19 protein-coding genes are annotated in these 19,472 nt (G+C 45.5%); 16 read left to right on the forward strand and 3 right to left on the reverse strand.

The genetic code is table 11. The features are described 5' to 3' along the window. Positions 1 to 109 precede the first annotated feature (109 nt). The gene (locus HFE64_08270; GenBank protein MCI8633452.1) at positions 110 to 3,481 is read left to right on the forward strand and encodes a DEAD/DEAH box helicase family protein; all 3,372 of its coding nucleotides are present in this window, start codon (positions 110 to 112) and stop codon (positions 3,479 to 3,481) included. Positions 3,482 to 3,590: 109 nt separating this feature from the next. Here the strand turns inward: HFE64_08270 and HFE64_08275 are convergent, their stop codons facing one another. Both HFE64_08275 and HFE64_08280 read right to left on the reverse strand, forming a co-directional pair. Beyond that, positions 3,591 to 4,040 carry a DUF3021 domain-containing protein gene (locus tag HFE64_08275; protein ID MCI8633453.1) on the reverse strand — a complete coding sequence of 150 codons (450 nt, stop codon included), beginning with the start codon at positions 4,038 to 4,040 and terminating at the stop codon, positions 3,591 to 3,593. A gap of 10 nt (positions 4,041 to 4,050) precedes the next feature. Further along, positions 4,051 to 4,491 carry a LytTR family transcriptional regulator gene (locus HFE64_08280; GenBank protein ID MCI8633454.1) on the reverse strand — a complete coding sequence of 147 codons (441 nt, stop codon included), beginning with the start codon at positions 4,489 to 4,491 and terminating at the stop codon, positions 4,051 to 4,053. Between the two features lie 216 nt (positions 4,492 to 4,707). Here HFE64_08280 and HFE64_08285 point away from each other — a divergent pair, with 216 nt between their 5' ends. The 12 genes from HFE64_08285 to xylB all read left to right on the forward strand — a co-directional run bounded on the left by HFE64_08285 (position 4,708) and on the right by xylB (position 15,817). Then, entirely contained in the window at positions 4,708 to 5,451 is a 744-nt protein-coding gene (locus HFE64_08285; GenBank protein MCI8633455.1) for a Fic family protein, read from the forward strand. Positions 5,452 to 5,500: 49 nt separating this feature from the next. Further along, positions 5,501 to 5,992 carry an NUDIX hydrolase gene (locus HFE64_08290; protein ID MCI8633456.1) on the forward strand — a complete coding sequence of 164 codons (492 nt, stop codon included), beginning with the start codon at positions 5,501 to 5,503 and terminating at the stop codon, positions 5,990 to 5,992. Further along, positions 5,952 to 6,515, forward strand: coding sequence for a GNAT family N-acetyltransferase (locus HFE64_08295; protein MCI8633457.1), 564 nt, complete (start codon positions 5,952 to 5,954; stop codon positions 6,513 to 6,515). Before HFE64_08290 ends, HFE64_08295 begins: the two co-directional genes overlap by 41 nt. A 158-nt stretch (positions 6,516 to 6,673) precedes the next feature. Next, positions 6,674 to 7,675 (forward strand): DUF362 domain-containing protein, encoded by a 1,002-nt coding sequence (locus tag HFE64_08300; GenBank protein MCI8633458.1) that lies wholly within the window; start codon positions 6,674 to 6,676, stop codon positions 7,673 to 7,675. 185 nt (positions 7,676 to 7,860) lie between these two features. Further along, the gene (locus tag HFE64_08305; GenBank protein MCI8633459.1) at positions 7,861 to 8,616 is read left to right on the forward strand and encodes a GntR family transcriptional regulator; all 756 of its coding nucleotides are present in this window, start codon (positions 7,861 to 7,863) and stop codon (positions 8,614 to 8,616) included. A gap of 19 nt (positions 8,617 to 8,635) precedes the next feature. After that, complete coding sequence (locus tag HFE64_08310) at positions 8,636 to 9,310, forward strand: helix-turn-helix transcriptional regulator (GenBank protein ID MCI8633460.1); 675 nt, start codon at positions 8,636 to 8,638, stop codon at positions 9,308 to 9,310. A gap of 281 nt (positions 9,311 to 9,591) precedes the next feature. After that, a complete protein-coding gene (locus HFE64_08315) occupies positions 9,592 to 10,347 on the forward strand; it encodes a hypothetical protein (protein ID MCI8633461.1) in 756 nt (251 codons plus the stop codon). A gap of 54 nt (positions 10,348 to 10,401) precedes the next feature. Next, complete coding sequence (deoC, locus tag HFE64_08320; protein ID MCI8633462.1) at positions 10,402 to 11,091, forward strand: deoxyribose-phosphate aldolase; 690 nt, start codon at positions 10,402 to 10,404, stop codon at positions 11,089 to 11,091. 31 nt (positions 11,092 to 11,122) lie between these two features. Next, positions 11,123 to 12,202, forward strand: a complete 1,080-nt coding sequence (locus HFE64_08325) for a hypothetical protein (GenBank protein MCI8633463.1) — start codon at positions 11,123 to 11,125, stop codon at positions 12,200 to 12,202. Between the two features lie 14 nt (positions 12,203 to 12,216). Next, positions 12,217 to 13,266, forward strand: a complete 1,050-nt coding sequence (locus HFE64_08330; protein ID MCI8633464.1) for a zinc-binding dehydrogenase — start codon at positions 12,217 to 12,219, stop codon at positions 13,264 to 13,266. A gap of 10 nt (positions 13,267 to 13,276) precedes the next feature. Then, on the forward strand, positions 13,277 to 14,263 hold the full coding sequence (locus tag HFE64_08335; GenBank protein MCI8633465.1) for a phage head-tail adapter protein: 987 nt from the start codon (positions 13,277 to 13,279) through the stop codon (positions 14,261 to 14,263). Positions 14,264 to 14,275: 12 nt separating this feature from the next. Continuing rightward, positions 14,276 to 15,817, forward strand: a complete 1,542-nt coding sequence (gene xylB, locus HFE64_08340; GenBank protein MCI8633466.1) for a xylulokinase — start codon at positions 14,276 to 14,278, stop codon at positions 15,815 to 15,817. A 44-nt stretch (positions 15,818 to 15,861) separates the two neighbouring features. Here xylB and HFE64_08345 read toward each other — a convergent pair whose 3' ends face one another. Next, complete coding sequence (locus HFE64_08345; protein ID MCI8633467.1) at positions 15,862 to 16,695, reverse strand: hypothetical protein; 834 nt, start codon at positions 16,693 to 16,695, stop codon at positions 15,862 to 15,864. Positions 16,696 to 16,867: 172 nt separating this feature from the next. On the opposite strand from HFE64_08345, the gene HFE64_08350 reads away from it, so the two are divergent. The 3 genes from HFE64_08350 to HFE64_08360 are packed head-to-tail and all read left to right on the forward strand — an operon-like array spanning position 16,868 to position 19,464. Then, positions 16,868 to 17,410 (forward strand): CDP-alcohol phosphatidyltransferase family protein, encoded by a 543-nt coding sequence (locus HFE64_08350; GenBank protein ID MCI8633468.1) that lies wholly within the window; start codon positions 16,868 to 16,870, stop codon positions 17,408 to 17,410. A 3-nt stretch (positions 17,411 to 17,413) separates the two neighbouring features. After that, entirely contained in the window at positions 17,414 to 19,165 is a 1,752-nt protein-coding gene (locus HFE64_08355; GenBank protein ID MCI8633469.1) for an RluA family pseudouridine synthase, read from the forward strand. Further along, a complete protein-coding gene (locus HFE64_08360; protein MCI8633470.1) occupies positions 19,162 to 19,464 on the forward strand; it encodes a hypothetical protein in 303 nt (100 codons plus the stop codon). Before HFE64_08355 ends, HFE64_08360 begins: the two co-directional genes overlap by 4 nt. Positions 19,465 to 19,472 lie beyond the last annotated feature (8 nt).

Genomic DNA, 19,472 nt, shown 5'->3' on the forward strand with positions numbered 1-19,472 from the left:
AGCAATTCGCAACCTTCGTCGAACAGACCGACAAATCAAAATATTACAGCTCTTTGAGCCTTAGATACTGCCAAGCGGCAGCGAATACATATAGACAGGAGTGGATGACATGTCGAACTTCGGATTTTTAAAAGATAAAAAGGAGTATGCACTATTTGCCTTGGCTGCGATCGAGGCAGAGAAGGTGTATATTTCCGCACCTGCAATGTGCGCCGTAGGCAGCAGAAAAGCATTGGAATTAGCGGTCAAATGGGTGTACTCGGCTGATAAGACGATGCAGATGCCTTATAAAGATAATTTGCAGGCACTCGTTCATGAGCCGACCTTCCGTTTTGCGGTGGACTACAACACATGGGGCAAGCTGCCGTTTATTATTAAGCTGGGCAATCTGGCCGTTCACACAGAGCGAAGCGTGCAGGCTAGTGACGCCCTCGCTTCCCTGCAGGGACTTTTTGAGTTCATTCAGTGGGTGGATTATTGCTATGGTGCTGATTACAAAGAGCGGCAATTTGATGAGGCTTTGATTCCAACTGAGAAAGTTGTCGTCGACACCAAGAAAATAAAAGAACAAGAGAGTCTGCTCGGTGAGAAAGACGCAGAGATTGAGGTTTTGCGTAAAAAGATCGAGCAGATGTCCGAGCAGATCACTGCAGCAAAGGAACAGCACCAACAAGAACGCACCTTTGTTGCCACAGATCTTTCTGAGTTTAAGACTCGTAAAATATATATCGATGTGGACATGAAGCAGATGGGCTGGAAGTTCTCTGGAGCAGATGCTGACGTTCAGGAAGAGTATCCCGTCGAAGGTATGGCAGGTGTGCTGGGGCAGTTGGGATATGTGGACTATGTGTTGTTCGGAAAAGACGGTTTACCGCTCGCGGTTGTGGAGGCTAAGAGATTCAGCAAAGACCCGAACATAGGCCGTAAACAGGCTGTACTGTATGTTGACTGTCTGGAGAGAAAATTTGGACGTCGCCCCATGATGTTCACGACCAATGGTTTTGAAACCTACTTCTGGGATGATCAGAGCAGCCCGCAGCGTAAAGTCAGTGGTATATTCAGCAAAGACGATTTGCAGAAGCTGATGAACCGTCGTACCGAACGGAAGGATCTGATGACCATCCCGATTGATGACAAAATCACAGACCGTTACTACCAAAAGGAAGCCATCCGTGCAGTATGCGAGCAGATTGGACAAGGGTTTAGAAAGCACCTGCTGGTCATGGCAACAGGAACGGGAAAAACCAGAACAGCATCCAGCCTCACAGATGTACTCAGCCGCGGCAAATACGTCACCAATATTCTGTTCTTGGCAGATCGCACGGCGCTGGTAAAACAGGCAAAGGACGATTTCAAGAACTACCTGCCAGACATGTCTTTATGTAATTTGTGCTCCAATAAGGACGATCGGAGCGCACGGATCGTATTCTCGACATATCCGACAATGCTGAACGCCATAGATGATATGAAAACGAAGGATGGGCAGCGTATGTTTACACCCGCCCATTTCGATCTCATTATCATCGATGAAAGCCATCGTAGTATATTCAAAAAATACCGCGCGATTTTCGAATACTTCGATGCGATTATGGTCGGACTGACTGCAACTCCCAAGACGGACGTTGATCGCAATACTTATGATTTCTTCGAAATGGAGCACGGCGTACCGACGTATGCATATGACTACGAGACAGCAGTATATCAGGATCACGTGCTCGTGCCCTACTATAACTATGAGGTAAAGACAAAGTTCTTGGAAGAGGGTATCACATACGACGATCTTTCCGATGAGGATAAGGAACGGTATGAAGAGGACTTTATCGAGGACGGTTTAATGCCCGACTTCATTCCGTCGGCACAACTGAATAATTTTGTTTTCAATGAGACAACCGTTGACACTGTGCTTCAGGATTTAATGGAGCGTGGTATCCGTGTCGCTGGCGGTGACAGACTGGGTAAAACCATCATTTTCGCACAGAACAAGCGTCACGCGGAGTTTATTTTGGAGCGGTTTAATAAGCTGTACCCTAAATACCATGGCACCTTTGCACAACGCGTTATCTGCGATGATACATACGCGCAGACGATCATCGACGATTTCAAAATGCCAGAGAAAGCCCCGATTATAGCAGTCTCCGTAGATATGATGGATACCGGCATCGATGTACCGGAGTGCGTCAACCTCGTATTTTTTAAGAAGGTGCGCTCAAAGACAAAATTCTGGCAGATGATCGGACGCGGTACTCGTCTCAGCAAGGAGATCACCTGCACCGATCAGATCGACGGAGAGTACACGGCAAAGAGACGGTTCCTTATTTTTGACTATTGCGGAAACTTTGAATACTTTCGCGCTCATAAAGAAGGCTTTGAATCCCGCGAGACGAAGACGCTGTCGGAGAATATATTCGGAAAGCAGATCCGCATTGCGGTTGCGTTGCAGGAAAGTGCGTTTGCTGGGGACGAGTATCAGAACTGGAGATCCGAGCTTGTAGAGACATGCTATTCTCAGGTGTTGGCGCTGAATACCGATCTCATCGCCGTGCGTCTGCACATACAAAGCGTTGAAAAGTTCAAGAAGCAGGGAGCTTTCAATTACATTAGCGAAAGCGATAAAGGTGAACTGATGCAGCAAATCGCACCAATCGTTCATTTAGATGACAACGACGAATTCGCAAAACGCTTCGATAATTTCATGTACGGCCTGATGATTGCCCAGATGGAGCAGATGCCCTCGTTCAAGAATGCGCAAAAGCAGCTCCGAGATATCGGAACATTGTTGGAGCATAAAGTCAGTATCCCACAGGTTAAAGCAAAATTGTCGATCATTAAAGAGGTTAATACCGACGCTTTCTGGGATGCAAACAACGTTCTGCTGTATGAGCGGGTGCGGAAAGAGTTGCGTGACCTGATAAAGTTCCTAAATGATGTTGACCCTCGCAAGCCGATTATTACCCGGCTATCTGATCCGATTATAGATCAGAAAGAAGGAGATCCAATGGAGCCTGGTTATGATTTCGAAGACTATCGCGCCAAGGTCAATCGCTACGTTAACGAAAATGGGAATGCGCTCGCTATCTATAAATTAACACACAACATCCCCCTATCTGCTGCAGATTATAGCGGGCTGGAGCATGCGCTGACGAGCGAATTGGGTAGCAGGGAAGACTATGAAAGAGAGTATGGTGATACACCCTTTGGCTTGCTGATCCGTAAAATCGCCAAGTTAGATCACGAAGCAGCGATGCAGGCTTTTTCACAGTTTATAAACGATCAGTCGCTGAATCAGAAGCAGATTGCTTTTGTGCATAAGATCATTAACCACATCGAGCAGAATGGGTATATGGACAATGTTACTGAATTGCAAAATCCGCCTTTTGACAAGCCTATTAGCTTTGTAAAGCTCTTTGATGCCCGTACACGTGCAGCGTTATTAGCCGCGATCAACAAAGTGAAAGAAAACGCGGTCGTCATTGCTGCTTAATGGCAGCACAAAATATGAAAAATTAAAGATAAGATTTTTCAAAATGTGTTTTGATAACAGGAAAAATATACAGCTGGGAAACAGGCAAAATCTCACTTACTGCTGCACCTCATTTTGGCAGCGTTTCATTCATTTTTTTAACAGTGTGCCAGGCGATCGTATATTGTACAATCCATATAATGATAAAAATGAAAACAAAGATGCCGAAATAACGGAGAATGCCCGCTAGGCTGTGCTCCATCCAGTAGGTGATATAGGCGATGGGCATCATGATCACCGAAATGACCAGAAAATAGATACCGGTCTGTTTTACGAGACCCCAATGCTCAATTTCCCAGATGACAGAGCTGGCGCCGAAGCTTGCGCCTAAGACGCCGCATAAAAGTGTCTGCAGCACGACAGCATATAGCTCATTTCCCAGTCTAAGCGTTAACTCGGGAACACATGGAGAGTAGTGGCCGTCCGCCCATAGGAAAGAAATAAAAATGGTAATTAAATATCCAAGGCAAATGCCGAGCGGGATCCCAAGCAGGCTGCGCAGTAATATCTTTTTTTTCATCGTGATCACCTCATATTCCTAATAATTTTTTTATCTTGGGAACATTACGTCTGGAAACATAGGTTTTGCTGCCATTGGCCAGCATAACGCAAATGGTGCCGGTGAAGCTTAGATCAAAATGCTTTACCTTTTTGATGTTAATAATTTCTGAATTTGAAATGCGAATGAATTGATGAGGGTTCAGCTGTGCTTCGATTTCATATAGCCGCCTCTGCAAAAGATATTCACCTTGGCCGGTCACAGCTAATACTTTGTGATTGCTGGCGTAAATAGTGATGAGCTCATCCGGCTCCAGTATCTCGATGCGGCCTTCTTTGCGGCCGGAAAGAAGATGAGGAGTCTCTTCTGATAATTTCTGAATGATTTGATTTACCTCTTCTGACATGGACGCAGTCAGAATGATGACAGTAGGTTCTATACAGGAGTCATCTATCTTGATTTCAAGCTGCATGATCAACACCTCCCTTATGAAGCAGTAGTATAGAAAAAAGAAAAGGGATTTTCAATGGATTTGTGATAGATGGTCGATTAGCGTATATAAGTGGTATTCTGCATTTTATGAGGTTAGTTTTTAGATACTAATGATTCAGTATGCATTCATATTGAAAACTTACCGGATAGCGGATATAATAGGGAATAAGTCAATGAAAGATTGAGGTGAGTCAATATGGATTATGGAAAATTGCTGCAGATGAAGGAAAAGCTAAGCAGGAAGCGTGACCTGCTTCCTAAAGAGGCGCTGGCCAGTTTTGAACAGAGTTTCAATATTGAATATGCACATAATTCCACGGCCATTGAAGGCAATACCCTGACCTTGATTCAGACAAAGGCGATTATTGAAGACGGTTTATCCGTGGGCGGAAAAACATTGCGTGAAGTTTATGAAGTGGTGAACCATGCAAAAGCGTTTGCTTACGTAAAAAAGTGCACTGCTGAGGGCAGGCTGCTAGATGAGAAAATCGTTAAGGATATCCATGCTCTGCTCATGGAGAATATATTGATCGGAGGCATTTATCGAAATGTAGAGGTACGCATTTCAGGTGCAGGGCATAAGCCGCCGGCACCCAGTGAAATGTACCGGCAGGTTAAAGATTTTTTTGCCGATATACCCTATAAGGCACAATTAAATGCTATTGAACTGGCTGCTTGGACACATGCAGAGTTTGTAAAAATTCATCCCTTTGTGGATGGCAACGGCAGAACCTCTCGTATGATAATGAATTACCAGCTTATGTTACACGGATTTCTTCCAGTTTCTATTGCCAAGGAAGCGAGACTTGAATATTTTACAGCGTTGGAGGCTTATGCGGTGAACAAAGATCTTCAGCCATTTACAGAGATGATTGCACTACTGGAGGAACAGCGGCTGAAAGAATATCTGCGGATTGATCCCTCACCGGAAACGATGTAAAAGCATCAGGCGAGCGGCAGAAATGAAACAGTATTTTAAGGAGGATGCAATTATGAACGTAGAAAATACAAACCAAAGCGTTGCAGGAGTTGTCATTAAGGATAATAGGGTATTACTTGCCCGTCATACATATGGCAATGGCAAAGGAATGCTGATTATTCCGGGCGGCTATGTGAATTTAGGGGAGGCGCCGCAGGATGCCCTCAGACGTGAATTTATGGAGGAAACTCATATACTGGTTGAGCCAAAGAGTATTATCGGCATCCGATTTAATATACAGGATTGGTATATTGTATTTGCTGCAGAATATGTATCAGGACAAGCGCTGTCGGATCATGATGAGAATAGCGAGGTATTATGGATGGATGTTCAGCAGGCGCTGGCAAGGGACGATGTGCCGGAGCTGACCAAAAAAATGATTGAAAGTGCGGTTTCACAATCCTGCGGTTTACAGTATATGGATTATCAGGGAAATCCAAAACAGGCGCCATATTCCCTTTATGCAGTATCTGATTTTGATAAAAAGAGTGCTGCTCTATAAAGAGGGAGAAAATAAAATGATCAAATTGATGCCATATACCGCGGAATTTAAAAGCGACATGATTAAAAGAATAGCAGATTTTTATCATCATCATGCTGCTCTTTTAAATGAAAAAGCTGAATTAACAGAAAGTGCTTATGCAGAGGCAGAAGAGACCTTGGAAAAGTGGCAGAAACCCTCGCATGAATTGTACCTGATTCAGTGGCAGCAGTGTATGGTCGGCTTTTTGCATATTGGATATCGCGGCGGAAATGTAGCTTGGATCGAGGATATTTATGTAGATAGAGATTATCGCAGCAGAGGGATTGCTACAGAGTCCATTCATGTGGCCGAAGAGATTATAAAATCTCATGCAGGATATACATCGATTTGTTTTGAAGTAGCAGCGCGAAATAAGGAAGCCCTGCATTTGTATCATAAATTGGGCTATGACAATCTGAGTATCCTTACAGTAAGGAAAGAGCTGTATGAAAACAAGAGAGATAAAACAGAAAGGCTTATGGGCTTAGATTTTAAATACTAATTCAAAGTGATCGATGAAGTATAGATATGCTTATTAAGCATATCTATACTTTTAAACTAGGTATTGGTTATTTTCTGTTAATACAGGTACAATAGAAGCAGATAAAATTTGGCGGCGGTAGATGTTAGGCCGCCAATACCAATACGGAGGAAAGAGTGATGAATCAAAAGGTGATTTTGCCCGGTACGGATGGACAGCACTATGTACCTTATGAGGAGCGCAGCGGTAATGAGTCTATTGTTTATTTTACCCGTGATCTGTCCGCGGCAGGGCTGCAGAAAATTTATCAGAGAATAAGCGGCAATATAACCGGAAAGGTAGGTATCAAGCTTCATACCGGTGAGAAAAACGGCCCCAATATTATTCCCAGAGATTGGGTAAGACAGCTAATTCAAAAGGAGCTGCCAGAAGCGGCCATCATTGAAACCAATACGTATTATGAAGGCGACCGCTATACTACAGAGCAGCACAGAGAAACGCTGCGTGTGAACGGCTGGACCTTCTGTCCGGTGGACATTATGGATGCAGACGGAGCGCTCATGCTGCCGGTAAATGGCGGTAAATGGTATACAGAAATGTCTGTCGGCAAGAATCTGATTCAGTATGATTCAATGCTGGCGCTTACGCATTTCAAAGGGCATACCAAGGGAGGCTTTGGCGGATCCAACAAAAATATTGGCATTGGCTGTGCGGATGGACGGATCGGTAAAGGCATGATCCACACAACGCCGGGCTCTAAAGATATGTGGGATATCAGCAACGAGGAGTTTATGGAGAGAATGACAGAATCCACCAAGGCGGCGATAGACCATTTTGGGCGGCATGTTGCCTATGTCAATGTGATGCGCAATATGTCCGTTTCCTGTGACTGTGAGGGGGTGGGCGCAGAGCCGGTGGTTACACCCGACATCGGCATCATAGCTTCCACTGATATTCTGGCGGCAGATCAGGCCAGTGTCGATCTGATCTATGCCCTCTCTCCAAGCGACCGGCATGCACTAGTCGAGCGCATGGAAACGCGCCATGGCCTGCGCCAGCTAAGCTATATGAAGGAGCTGGGGATGGGCAATGACCGCTATCTTCTGATAGATATTGATCATGCAGATGCTGTGATTGGTCCCCAAGAAGCCGTAGCAGGCGTAAAGCCCTTTGGACAGTAAATAAAGAGAGAAGGCCTTTTATGGCTTTGAAGTTATAAGTCATAAACAAATAAAACCCGCTGTCTAAGCGGGTTTTTATGATGTCAATATTGACTATATCCAATTTTGATGAATAAATGCTTGACGATTTTTGATAAATAAGTATATACTAATGTCAGAACAATAGAACAAAAGGAGAAGTGAGTATGGAAGAGTTTTGGAAAGATTATGCGGCTCTTGATAAAGATACGCCAATACCGTTATATTTTCAGGTGAAAAACATGGTTAAGAGTAAAATCGAAAATGGGTTGTTAAAAGAGGGGGACAGCATTCCATCAGAAGCAGAATTTTGTGAATATTTGGGGATTAGCCGTGCAACAGTGAGACAGGCTATTACAGAATTAGTGGCAGAAGGATATCTTTATCGAAAGAGAGCGAAGGGAACCTATGTTGCCATTCCTAAGATTTCAGCAGGTTTTTTTAATCGATTAGAAAGTTTCAATACAGAAATGAAAGAAAAAGGGATGAAGCCTAGTACAAAGGTAATTTCTATTAGTAAAATAGAGGCATCAGAAGATATCTGTAACAAATTAGGACTTAATGAGCAAAGTCCTTTGATTTATTTAGAGCGTTTACGTTATGCAGACGGTCAACCGGTTGTTTATGTGGAGACTTATTTGCCTTATCATGGGATGGAGCTGCTTTTAGAGCAGGATTTTGAAAATCAATCTTTATATCAGCTGCTGGAGGAACTGTATGCATATCGCATTACACGGGCTACACGAAAAATCGAAGCGGTTATAGCAAATTCTAAAGAGGCATTACTTTTACAAATGCCAGATCAAGGGGCTATATGCTTGGTACGGACAATCGCTTATACGGCGGAAGGGATACCGATTGAATACTCTAACGCACGCTATCGGGGTGATAGAAATGAGTTTATGGTAGAATTGATTCGTTAAACTTGGAAAGGAGATATTTGTGCAGGTTAAAAGAAATGCTATAGATAAAGCCATTATCATGGAAGCAGAGCTTTTATGTGATTTTTTTACAGCTTCTGATAGGAGAAATCGTGATCTTCTGCGTGAAGCAGAAAAAAGGATTTATGAGGCATTACAACTTGATATTTTTGAGGAAATTGATTTTCGCCGTATTTATTCTATATTAATGTATCGGATAGAGATACAAGAGCGGGAGATATATGATAAAGAAGGAATAGCAAGGAAGGTTTATATGAAAGTATGTAATTTTCATACTCTTGGGGAATTTCATGAAGCATTTGTGAAAAGAATTGACTGTATGGAGCATTTGCATCAGAGCATTTATTCAAGGGCAGTATCTAATACCATATATCATATTCAAAATGAACTTGACAATGAAAATCTGAGTATTCAAATGCTAGCTCGTTATGTACATTTGACGCCAAACTATTTAGCAGCTATATTCAAGAAAGAAACAGGCATCACAATTGGACAGTATTGTTTGAAAGAGAGGATAGAGAAGGCCAAGGCACTTTTAATGAATAGACAGTTCAAATTAAATGAGATTGCTCATCTTATAGGATATTGTGATGCAGGTTATTTTTCAAAAATTTTTAAACGGGAAGTAGGATGCTCTCCTTCTGAGTATCAAAGAGGTAAAATGTCTAATTTATAATGTACGGACAATATAACGTAATATTATACGTATAATCGTAAGAATGACAGATTTTATAATCAATGCAAACATGATATAATACAGGCACAGAACGACCGCAAGAATCCCGAAGGGATTTCTTGCCAAGTTCGGTGAGGGACGAGCCGAACTTGGGGTATAATAAGCGCAGCCAGATATATTTTGGCTATTCATGTATTTGCGCTGCGCTCCAAGTTTGCCAGAGGCAAACTCCGATGTCACTGTGGTATAATTTCAAAATGAAAATCATGGAGGTACAGAAAATGCAAATTAAGAGATTGGATCCTTCTAATGATCCGGTTACGTATGTGAGAGTTGTGGTTACTCAGGGAATTGCTTATTTTACGGATCATATTGCGAGACCTGAATATAAGACAGTACAAGAACAAACTAGGGGAATCCTTGCACGTTATGAAGAACTATTTGAACAATTTGGTTTAAAAAAAGAAAATATAGTTTTTGCTATTAATTATCTGGATAAAAAGTATCAACCGAAAGAGTGTCAGGATATTTTTCAAAAATGGATGGGGGATATTGAAGCGGAAGCTATGTGGATTCCATCCACCTTTTCAATGGATCGCCAGGTAGCCATTACATTTTTTGTAGCAGAGGATGAGGAACATGCTAAACAAGCGCGCGCTGATAAGGAATGGAGATTGACGATGGATGATATGCATCTTGTCAATGGTACATCGATTAGAGTTGCAAAACATAATGGTGTATGCTATTTGGTAGGAGGTGCTTGTTTAGATGGCAGCTCTGAGGCTGAACAAACAAAGAGCTTGTTGAAAGAAATGGAATTGTTATTTAAAATACATGGCTTAAAAAAAGAAAATATGATTTTCCAGTTTTCTTATTTATCAGATAGGCCGGAAGTGGATTTGGATGCGTATGAGGAAATATGGCAAGGATGGGTAGGAAGAGGAACGCCGTATCCGCCATCAGGAATCCGTATGCAGCTTGATACGCCGAAAGACCATGATGTAGATATATCGATTTTAGTAGCAATGGATGATTAAGGGAGAAAGTAAACAGAAGCGTCACAGAGAAGAGGAAAAAAAGGAAGGAATAAATTGAATTTAAAACAAGCATTAACGCCATTATCGTTAGCCCAGTATTTTGATCATACATTACTGAAGGCATATGCAACATCAGCAGACTTTCAAAAACTTTGTGCAGAAAGCGCTGCATATCATTTTAGAATGGTAGCAATCAACCCGGCTGCAGTGACTATATGTAAAGAATATTTAAAAGGGACCGATGTTCATGTCGGAGCGGCTGTTGGGTTTCCCTTGGGGCAAAACATTATTGCAATCAAAAATAGGGAAACGCTAAGTTCTATCGAAGATGGGGCAGATGAAATTGATTATGTTATTAATATTGGTGCGCTGAAAGAAAAAAAGTACGAGTATATCAGCCGTGAAATGGACAGCATAGTGAGTCTCTGCCGTAAGCATAAGGTAATTAGTAAAGTTATTTTTGAAAATTGTTATCTGACAGATGAAGAAAAGCGTACATTATGTAAAATTGCTATGGAAATAAAGCCTGACTATATCAAGACTTCTACTGGTTTTGGAGAGGCAGGCGCAACGTTAAAAGACGTACAATTGATGCTGGATGAAGTGCAGGGCAGTATCAAGGTGAAAGCAGCTGGAGGAATCAGAGATTTGGAAACAGCCATGCGACTGATCGACATGGGCGTGAGTCGCATTGGTTCTACAGCAAGTGTTTCTATTGTAGAAGAATTAAAACATACCATGTAATCAAGACTAATCGAGGAAAGGGGAGAAGAGAATGAATGTAGATCTGGCAAGACGGCTTGCGGATACGATTATGAAAAGGTATCCGAAGGCAGATGATTATCCGTATCGCTCATGGAGTTACCCGCAAGGATATCTTTTAATTGGTATGAAAAAATTGTGGGAAGCAACAGGAGATAGCAGGTATAGAGATTATATTTATGAATTCTGTGAAGCGCATGTAGGAATGGATGGGAGTATATCTGGATTTACCGGGAACAGTATGGATGATATGATGGCAGGTGCTGTTTTGGTGTGGATGTATGAACAGAAGGGCGAGGAGCGATATGCAAAGGCTTGCCATCATATTTATAAGACCTTTTTAGACTATCCCCGTACACGCGAAGGCGGTTTTTTGCATAACCGTTTTGTGTATCCAGGAGAGATGTGGGTAGACGGCGTATTTATGGGTCAAATGTTTTACAGCCGGTATGGCAGAGCCTTTCAAAAACCAGAATGCTTTGATGAAACAAAGCGTCAATTAGAGCTGATTTTTCAGTATTGTCATGCGCATGATGGGCTGTTAAGGCATGCGTATAGTGAAGATAACCTAGCTTCTTGGGCCGGAATGAATGGGCAAAGCGGATATGTGTGGAGCGAGGGGCTGGGCTGGTATGCCCTCATTTTATCTGAGGTTCTTGATATTGTACCGAAAGAGCATATGGCTTGGGAAACGGCCCGGAAGCAGTTAAAAATGCTGCTCGATGGCTTGTTAAAGCTGCAGGATCCGGCAAGCGGCCTTTGGTATCAGGTGGTGGATCGGATATATGAAGATGGAAATTGGTGCGATGTATCTGGTAGCGCTATGTTTACCTATGCGTTTCAGTATGCATTGAAGCATCAACTGGTACAGGGAGAAGAATATGAGCAGGCAGCTGCCCGAGGATATGAGGGCATAGTGCAGCGGGCGGTGACAAATGAACAGGGACTTTTGGATATATATGGTGCTTGTGAAGGACTGTGTGTACAAAATAGTTATGAAGACTATATTCATTATCCTCAGACTGTCAACGGGCAAGAGGCAGTATGCGGATGCCTATGGGCAGCAACGATATCAGAGTGGGGGATTGCATAGGAGGAGCTAACAAGATGAAAGCCTTGACAGTAGATGCAGATGGAGTACTGACAATTAAGGAAATGCCAATGCCTAGTTACGGACGTTGTCAAGCCCTAGTAAAAATGCGCAGCTGCGGTATCTGTAATGGTACGGATACAAAGCTTATCCATCGCACCTTTAAAAATTTTCATACGTATCCAGCTATTCTTGGCCATGAAGGAGTGGGAGAGGTGGTGGAAATAGGAGCTGATGTAAAGAATCTAAAAATAGGAGATATTGTCCTGTTGCCATTTTTAGAATCCCCTATGGATGGATATACTCCGGGCTGGGGAGCCTTTAGTGAATATGCGGTAGTGGGAGATGCGAAAGCATATATAGAGAATGGTATGGGACCGGGAACAGAGGCCTGGAATGAAGGATATTTAGCGCAAACCGTGCTGCATTCAGAAGACAAGGTGAATACGACAGAAGCGGTAATGATTATCACGTTTCGAGAAGTTTTAAGTGCGATTCGGCGTTTTGGATTTGCGCCTAATGAGAATGTGCTCATTTTTGGCGCCGGACCGGTAGGGCTATGCTTCACACAATTTTGCAAATTGCTGGGAATGAGAACGGTAATCAGTACAGATATATTAGATGCTAAAGTAAAAGAAGCGAAGCGGCTGGGAGCAGATTATGCGTTGAATTCGCGTAATTGCGATGTCAATGCCGAAGTCCAGCGTTTGATCCCTGAGGGATTAGACAATGTAGTGGATGCCGTAGGGATCAATTCTTTGTTAAATCAGGCTATGGGGCTCATTCGATACAATGGCAAAATTTGCGGTTATGGGATTTCACCTAAGCTAGGGATGGAGCTTGATTGGAGCTGTGCTCCCTATAATTGGAATTTGAGTTTTGTTCAGTGGCCGAGTAAACGTGAGGAAGCAGAAGCGCATGCACAAATTATGGCATGGATTAATGCGGATGTACTGAAACCAAAGGATTTCATTTCACATACATTTCAGTTTGAAGATGTCGTAGAAGCTTTTGCATTAGTAGAAAGGCATGAACCGGAAACAAAGAAAATTGTTATTGAATTTTAAGGAGAGTAGTATGCGCGAGACAAAATTATTTAGTGTTTTGCCGGAATATATCTGCACACCTGATGGTATGGCCGTAGATAGCAAGGGGAATCTGGTGCTGTCTTGTCCCAATTATGCGGAAGATGCTATGTCTGGTGTAGTGGTGCGCCTGGATAGAGAAGGCAATGTGACGAAATGGTTTGATGTGCCAGTACATCCTGAGACAGGTGTTGCACGAAATATGGGTATTGCTTTCGATGATGAATGGAATATCTATTTGTGCGATAATCAGGGATGGAGCGAGAAGCCCGAATTACTTTATAAGGGGCGGATTTTGAAGTTTACCGTGACAGAGGAAGGAGAGATTCTTAAGACGACCGTCGTTGCTGACGGAATGGAGCATCCTAATGGCATTCGAATTAAAAATGGATATATGTATGTGACGCAGAGCTATCTGCATCCAGTAAAGCGAGAGGATGGAAAGCTTACCAGTTGCGTGTATCGATTTGCTCTAAATGAAGAAAATGTACATGTAACCAATACGCTGGATGATAAAAACATTTTTGCCACCTTTGTAACAGAAAATCCAGCGTGTCAGTATGGTGCAGATGGAATCGCATTTGGACCGGACGGAGCGTTATATGTAGGAAATTTTGGAGATGGAGCCGTATATCGCTTGACCTTTGAAGAGGATGGCAGTCTGAAGGAGAATGCTGTATTTGCACAGGATAGTGCTCAGCTGCAGAGCACGGATGGTATGATTTTTGATGACAAAGGAAATCTATATATCGCCGATTTTTCTGCGAATGCTATTGCAAAAGTTACAGCAGATGGAAAGGTAGAAAGAATTGCACAGAGTCCAGATTGCACGGGCATAGATGGCGGGTTAGATCAACCTGGCGAGCCAATTGTTTGGGATGGACGCGTGATCGTCTCTTGCTTTGATTTAGTTACGGGCCCGGACAAGGTCAATACAAAGCATGAGATGCCCGCAACCCTGGTACAGCTGGCGCTTTAAAAAGGGGGGCTTATGGAGCAATATATTCTTGCTCATGATCTGGGCACTAGCGGAAATAAAGCAACGTTATATCATATAGATGGAACTCTCGCAGCCAGCATGGTAGTGGAATACGAAACATATTACCCGCATTCCGGCTGGGTAGAACAGGACCCTGAGGATTGGTGGAGAGCAGTATGTATATCCACAAAGCGCTTACTGGAGCAGGTTGGGGGCAGGCCCGAAAGCATACTGTGCGTATGCTTCAGTGGGCAGATGATGGGATGCCTGATAGTTGATAAATTGGGGAAGCCCCTGCGGCCGATGATTACTTGGGCAGATATTCGATCTGCCAAGCAAGAAGCTGAAATGATAGAAATAGTAGGGATGGAGAAAGTCTATCAGATTACAGGACATAGAGCGAGCGCCTCATATTCTGCTGCAAAGCTGCTATGGATTCGGGAGAATGAATTTGAGGTATATCAAAGAGCCTATAAAATGATCCATGCAAAGGATTTTATTATCTATTGCCTAACAGGTCGCTTTGTGACCGATTATTCAGATGCCAGCAGCACAAATTTATTTGATCTTAAAAGAAAGGAATGGTCTCAGGAGATTTGTGAGGCTCTTAATATTCCGATGGATTTGTTGCCGGAGGTGCACGCTTCAGCAGATATTGCCGGCAGGGTAACAGCTTCGGCGGCAGCTGATTGCGGGCTTCTCGAGGGAACGCCCGTAGTCATTGGAGGAGGCGATGGAAGCTGCGCATGCGTAGGAGCCGGTGTAGTATCGGATGCCGATGCCTACTGTGTGTTGGGAACATCCTCATGGATTTCCACTGCATCAAAACAGCCGATATATGATCGGAAAATGAGAACCTTTAACTGGATACATTTAGATCCTAATTTATATACGCCATGCGGCACCATGCAGGCAGCAGGAATGTCTTACAGATGGTACAGAGATCAGCTGTGTGAGGCGGAGAGGCGTATGGCAGAAAAAACAGGAGAAAATGTATATGACCTCATGAATACAGCGGCAGAGAACACCTGTCCGGGATCAGGCGGCGTATTATTTTTGCCGTATTTGTTAGGAGAGAGAAGTCCTAGGTGGAACCATGAGGCCAGAGGAGCATTTCTCGGTATGGGAGTAACGACTAGAAAATCAGAGCTTACCCGTGCTGTTATGGAGGGCATAGGATATAACCTGAAAGTGATTCTCGATATTTTGGACAAGCAACACCCGATAGAAGCATTAAAACTCATTGGCGGGGGAGCAAAAGGAAAGCTCTGGAGCCAGATTCTTGCAGATATCTGGCAAAGGCCCCTGATGATTCCTATGTACTTAGAAGAAGCTACGAGTTTAGGAGCCGCCGTATGCGGCGGTGTAGGGATTGGCCTATTTTCAGATTACACGGTAGTGCAGAAATTTAATCGCACCATGGAGATAATCCAGCCTAATCCCATGAATAAAGACTGCTACGCCATGCTTTACAAAGCCTTCAATCAGGCATATCAAGCCTTGATACCCGTGTATAGCAGCTTAGCAGAATTTAGAAGAAAAATCGGCGGATAAAATTAAAAAGGCTCTTCTCTTATGAGAGAAGAGCCTGATCGCTTTTATAACTCAAGCAAAGCCGTATGCGGACGATGGTCGCTCACAACCAGCGCCGGGATCTCCGCCTTCAGGATGCGGACAGGACCGGCCGTCATCACATAATCGATCTTCTGATCTGGCGCATCCGAAGGAAACGACAGATCGCCGCCAGGCGGCAAAAGGCTGCCGGCATCCTCAAAGACGGCGCGTAGCGGAGTCAGTGTAGGACTGTCCGGTGTCAGATTAAAATCACCCATGAGCAGGGTCGGCATGCCGGGCGTTACCTCTTGCAGCACGCTCTGCACTGCATTTTTGGCTTCGGTACTGGCAAGCCCCATATGGGTGACGAGCACCGTCAAAATTGGCGGCTCGCCGCCGTTTTCGGCAGGAAGCTCGATCTCAGCTTTGATGATGCAGCGGGATTCATACCAGGTGGGCTCGTCCTTTACCTCCGGATCGGGGATGGCGATGGTCTGGACGGAGCGGAAGGGGTATTTGGAGACAAGGGCGTTGCCGTAGGGCCCCTTGCCCTCAATGTCGATGGCCTTTCCGAAATGATAATAGTGATAGCCAAGGCCTTCGGCGATGATGCGCGCCTGCGGCAGGAAGCAGGGGTCATGCGCGTCGGATTCGTCGCGGACCTCGTTGATGCCGATGATCTCGGCACCGCAGGTCTGGATGGCCTTTATGGTGAGGGAAAGATCGATCAGAGCAGGATCCTCGCCGCGGGGCGCTTTCTTTTTGAGCGCTTCGAGAAGCTCGGGCTTCATCTCTAAAAAGTCTTTCAGCTCCTGATGATTGCGGCGGTTATAGTCCAGACCGTGCTGGATATTGAATGTCATAACAGGAATTTGCATGTTGGTAGTACCTCCGTAAATTAAGATAGCTTTATTATGCCTCTTTTTGGCGGAAAAAGGAAGAGAGAATTTAAAACAAAAGGAAGATTTTTCTTAAGAAAATCTGAAGTCAATTGACAAGGCGGCAGAGTTCTTGTATAGTGAGGGACAGGATATTTAAAGGAGTAAACGGATGAATAGACGAGAGCTATGGACCATTCCTAATATTCTGGGATATATACGGCTGCTGCTGATTCCGGTTTTTGCCGTTCTGTATCTGAAAGAATATTATCTGGGAGCCAGCATCGCGCTGGCGGTTTCTATTTTAAGTGATTTTTTGGATGGCATTATTGCCAGAAGGTTTAATCAGATTACGGAGCTGGGCAAGTTTTTAGATCCGGTGGCGGACAAGCTGACGCAGGCTACGATCGTGGTATGCTTGGCATTTCGTTATCCGCTGCTGTGGGCGATCTTTGCTGTGGAAGTGCTGAAGGAGGGCTTCATGCTGGTGGCAGGAGCCATTATGCTGAAGGTCAAAGGAAGAAAGCTGAACGGAGCGAAATGGTATGGCAAGGTGACTACTGCCGTCATGGATTTTACATTATTGTTTCTGCTGATTTTTCCGCATATGCCCGGCAGTGTGCGCACGGGCCTGATTTTATTTTGCGGCGCCTGCATGGGGCTGACGCTGGCGCTATACATACCTGAATTCTGCCGCATGGCGCGCAGTCATTGACGGATGGATAAAACCTTTTTTTATACGGTGGGGCAAGGCGAGGACGGGCTGACGCTGGGGCAGGTTCTGCGCTCAGGGCTCGGCCTGACGGCCCGGCAGATCCGGCAGGTCAAGTTTTTGCCGGACGGCCTTTGGATCAATGAACAGAGAGAGCAGAGCGGCCGGCTTGTGACGACGCGCACGCAGGTAAAGGCGGGAGATGCGATCAAGGTATGCTTTCGGGAACGGATGCAGAATGTAGAGGCTACGCCGGGAGAGCTGAGCGTTATTTATGAGGATGAAGATCTGATCTTTGTGGATAAGCCGGCCGGAATGGCGGTGCACCCGGCACACGGGCATTTTACCGATACGCTGGCTAATCTTCTGGCCGCCAGGTATCATGAGCCGGTAAGGCTGATCGGCAGGCTGGATAAGGATACCTCCGGCCTGATCGGCGCCGCCAGAAATAGCGTAGCAGTGACGCGCATGGAGGCGCAGAGAAGGACGCATCGTCTGACCCGTGAATATCTGGCGCTGGTAGAAGGCCGGATGGAAGGAGAGGGCCGCATCTGCCACCCCCTCAAAGAGCAAAGAGGCGCGCTCATGCAGATGTGCGTCGATCCGCAGGGAAAGCCGGCCGAGACCGAGTACCGCGTGTGGCATAGCTGGCGGGATTGCTCACTGGTCTGGCTGCGGCTGCGTACAGGACGGACCCACCAGATCCGGGTGCATATGGCCCATGAGGGGCATCCGCTGCTAGGGGACCCGCTTTACGGAAAGGCAGACAGGCTGCTAAACAGGGCGGCGCTGCATTCGTGGCGCATCCGGGCCGAGCAGCCCTTTACGCAGGTGCCGCTGGAGCTTACATCGCTGCCGCCGGACGATTTCAGATGCAGATGGGAGATTGAAATGAAGAACGAATATAAAGAGTACATGGAGCGTCTCACGTTTCCGCCCGCAGCGGTCGAGGCGCTGCTGCAAAAGGCCGATGCACGCCTTGACGTGCTGTGCCAGCGCTATATGGCAGGGGAGATCACGCTTCAGGAGGCGCAGGAGGCGATCGGCGAGGACTACGGCGCGTATATGGCGTTTCTGGTCGGGTGCCTGCCGGAGCTGCGCCGGTGCTATGCGGCCGCGGGGCTGCCCGAGGAGCTGTTTTGGCATACGATGATGGATCTGAAATATAAGCTGATGGAATGTCACACGGTCAAGGGGCTGTGGGGCAATTTTGCGTTTTGGTGGTATGACCGCTTTTATAAAATGACGCGCTTTACGCTGGGGCGCCTGCAATTTGAAACTGTGACGTATGAATGGCCGGCGTATACCTGCGGCGGCATCACGGTGCAGCCGGGCGATCCGGTAGTGAATATCCATATTCCTTCGGCCGGGCCGCTCACTGAGGAGCTGCGGCGGGAGGCGTATCAGAAGGCGTATGAGTTTTTCCCGGCATGCCGGAAAAAGGACGCGCTGCCCCTGGTTTGTCATTCGTGGCTGCTGGATCCGGAGTACCGGACATTTTTGCCGGCATCGTCCAATCTGATCGGATTTCAGAAGGATTTTGAGATCATTGCCTGCGAGAAGCAGGAGGAATTTAAAGATGCCTGGCGTGTCTTTGGGGCTGACGGCGGCAAGAAGCCGCAGGAGCTGCCACGGGATACGTCGATGCGGCGGGGCTTTGCCGATTTTTTGAGCGCCGGCGGCAGAACGGGCATTGGCAGCGGCATTATGCTGTGGGGACCTGAGGGAAGGATCACAGACGAAAAGGAGGAGCTATGATTTATTCGATTACGTTGATGGTGGTAGGCGCGGTGCTGGCAGTGACCGGGTTTCATTTGATGAAGCCAAAGGATGGGGATATTTCAATTGGCGGCGGCGCCTATGTGCAGGCGGATCCGGAGGAAAGACCGCCGTTTGTGCAGCAGGTAGGCAAAATCCTGCTGGGGATCGGCGTGATTTTATTTGTCGGCGGCTTGGTCTGGATTCTGAGCACTTTATTTATGGCGCTGGCAGGGATCGTGCTGGTGGCAGCAATTGTCGGCATCATTTGGTATGTAGTGCGCAGCTTTGTGCAATGAGAGAGCAG

The sequence above is a fragment of the Lachnospiraceae bacterium genome, from assembly GCA_022794035.1.
Classification (GTDB): domain Bacteria; phylum Bacillota; class Clostridia; order Lachnospirales; family Bianqueaceae; genus CALWPV01.

Coding starts and splice junctions, on each gene's coding strand:
- HFE64_08275 (MCI8633453.1), bottom strand. CDS start 4,040: ATGAAAAAAAAGATATTACTGCGCAGCCTGCTTGGGATCCCGCTCGGC.
- HFE64_08305 (MCI8633459.1), top strand. CDS start 7,861: ATGGAAGAGTTTTGGAAAGATTATGCGGCTCTTGATAAAGATACGCCA.
- HFE64_08315 (MCI8633461.1), top strand. CDS start 9,592: ATGCAAATTAAGAGATTGGATCCTTCTAATGATCCGGTTACGTATGTG.
- HFE64_08300 (MCI8633458.1), top strand. CDS start 6,674: ATGAATCAAAAGGTGATTTTGCCCGGTACGGATGGACAGCACTATGTA.
- HFE64_08270 (MCI8633452.1), top strand. CDS start 110: ATGTCGAACTTCGGATTTTTAAAAGATAAAAAGGAGTATGCACTATTT.
- HFE64_08285 (MCI8633455.1), top strand. CDS start 4,708: ATGGATTATGGAAAATTGCTGCAGATGAAGGAAAAGCTAAGCAGGAAG.
- HFE64_08325 (MCI8633463.1), top strand. CDS start 11,123: ATGAATGTAGATCTGGCAAGACGGCTTGCGGATACGATTATGAAAAGG.
- HFE64_08330 (MCI8633464.1), top strand. CDS start 12,217: ATGAAAGCCTTGACAGTAGATGCAGATGGAGTACTGACAATTAAGGAA.
- HFE64_08345 (MCI8633467.1), bottom strand. CDS start 16,695: ATGCAAATTCCTGTTATGACATTCAATATCCAGCACGGTCTGGACTAT.
- xylB (MCI8633466.1), top strand. CDS start 14,276: ATGGAGCAATATATTCTTGCTCATGATCTGGGCACTAGCGGAAATAAA.
- HFE64_08280 (MCI8633454.1), bottom strand. CDS start 4,491: ATGCAGCTTGAAATCAAGATAGATGACTCCTGTATAGAACCTACTGTC.
- HFE64_08355 (MCI8633469.1), top strand. CDS start 17,414: ATGGATAAAACCTTTTTTTATACGGTGGGGCAAGGCGAGGACGGGCTG.
- HFE64_08335 (MCI8633465.1), top strand. CDS start 13,277: ATGCGCGAGACAAAATTATTTAGTGTTTTGCCGGAATATATCTGCACA.
- HFE64_08360 (MCI8633470.1), top strand. CDS start 19,162: ATGATTTATTCGATTACGTTGATGGTGGTAGGCGCGGTGCTGGCAGTG.
- HFE64_08295 (MCI8633457.1), top strand. CDS start 5,952: ATGCAGTATCTGATTTTGATAAAAAGAGTGCTGCTCTATAAAGAGGGA.
- HFE64_08350 (MCI8633468.1), top strand. CDS start 16,868: ATGAATAGACGAGAGCTATGGACCATTCCTAATATTCTGGGATATATA.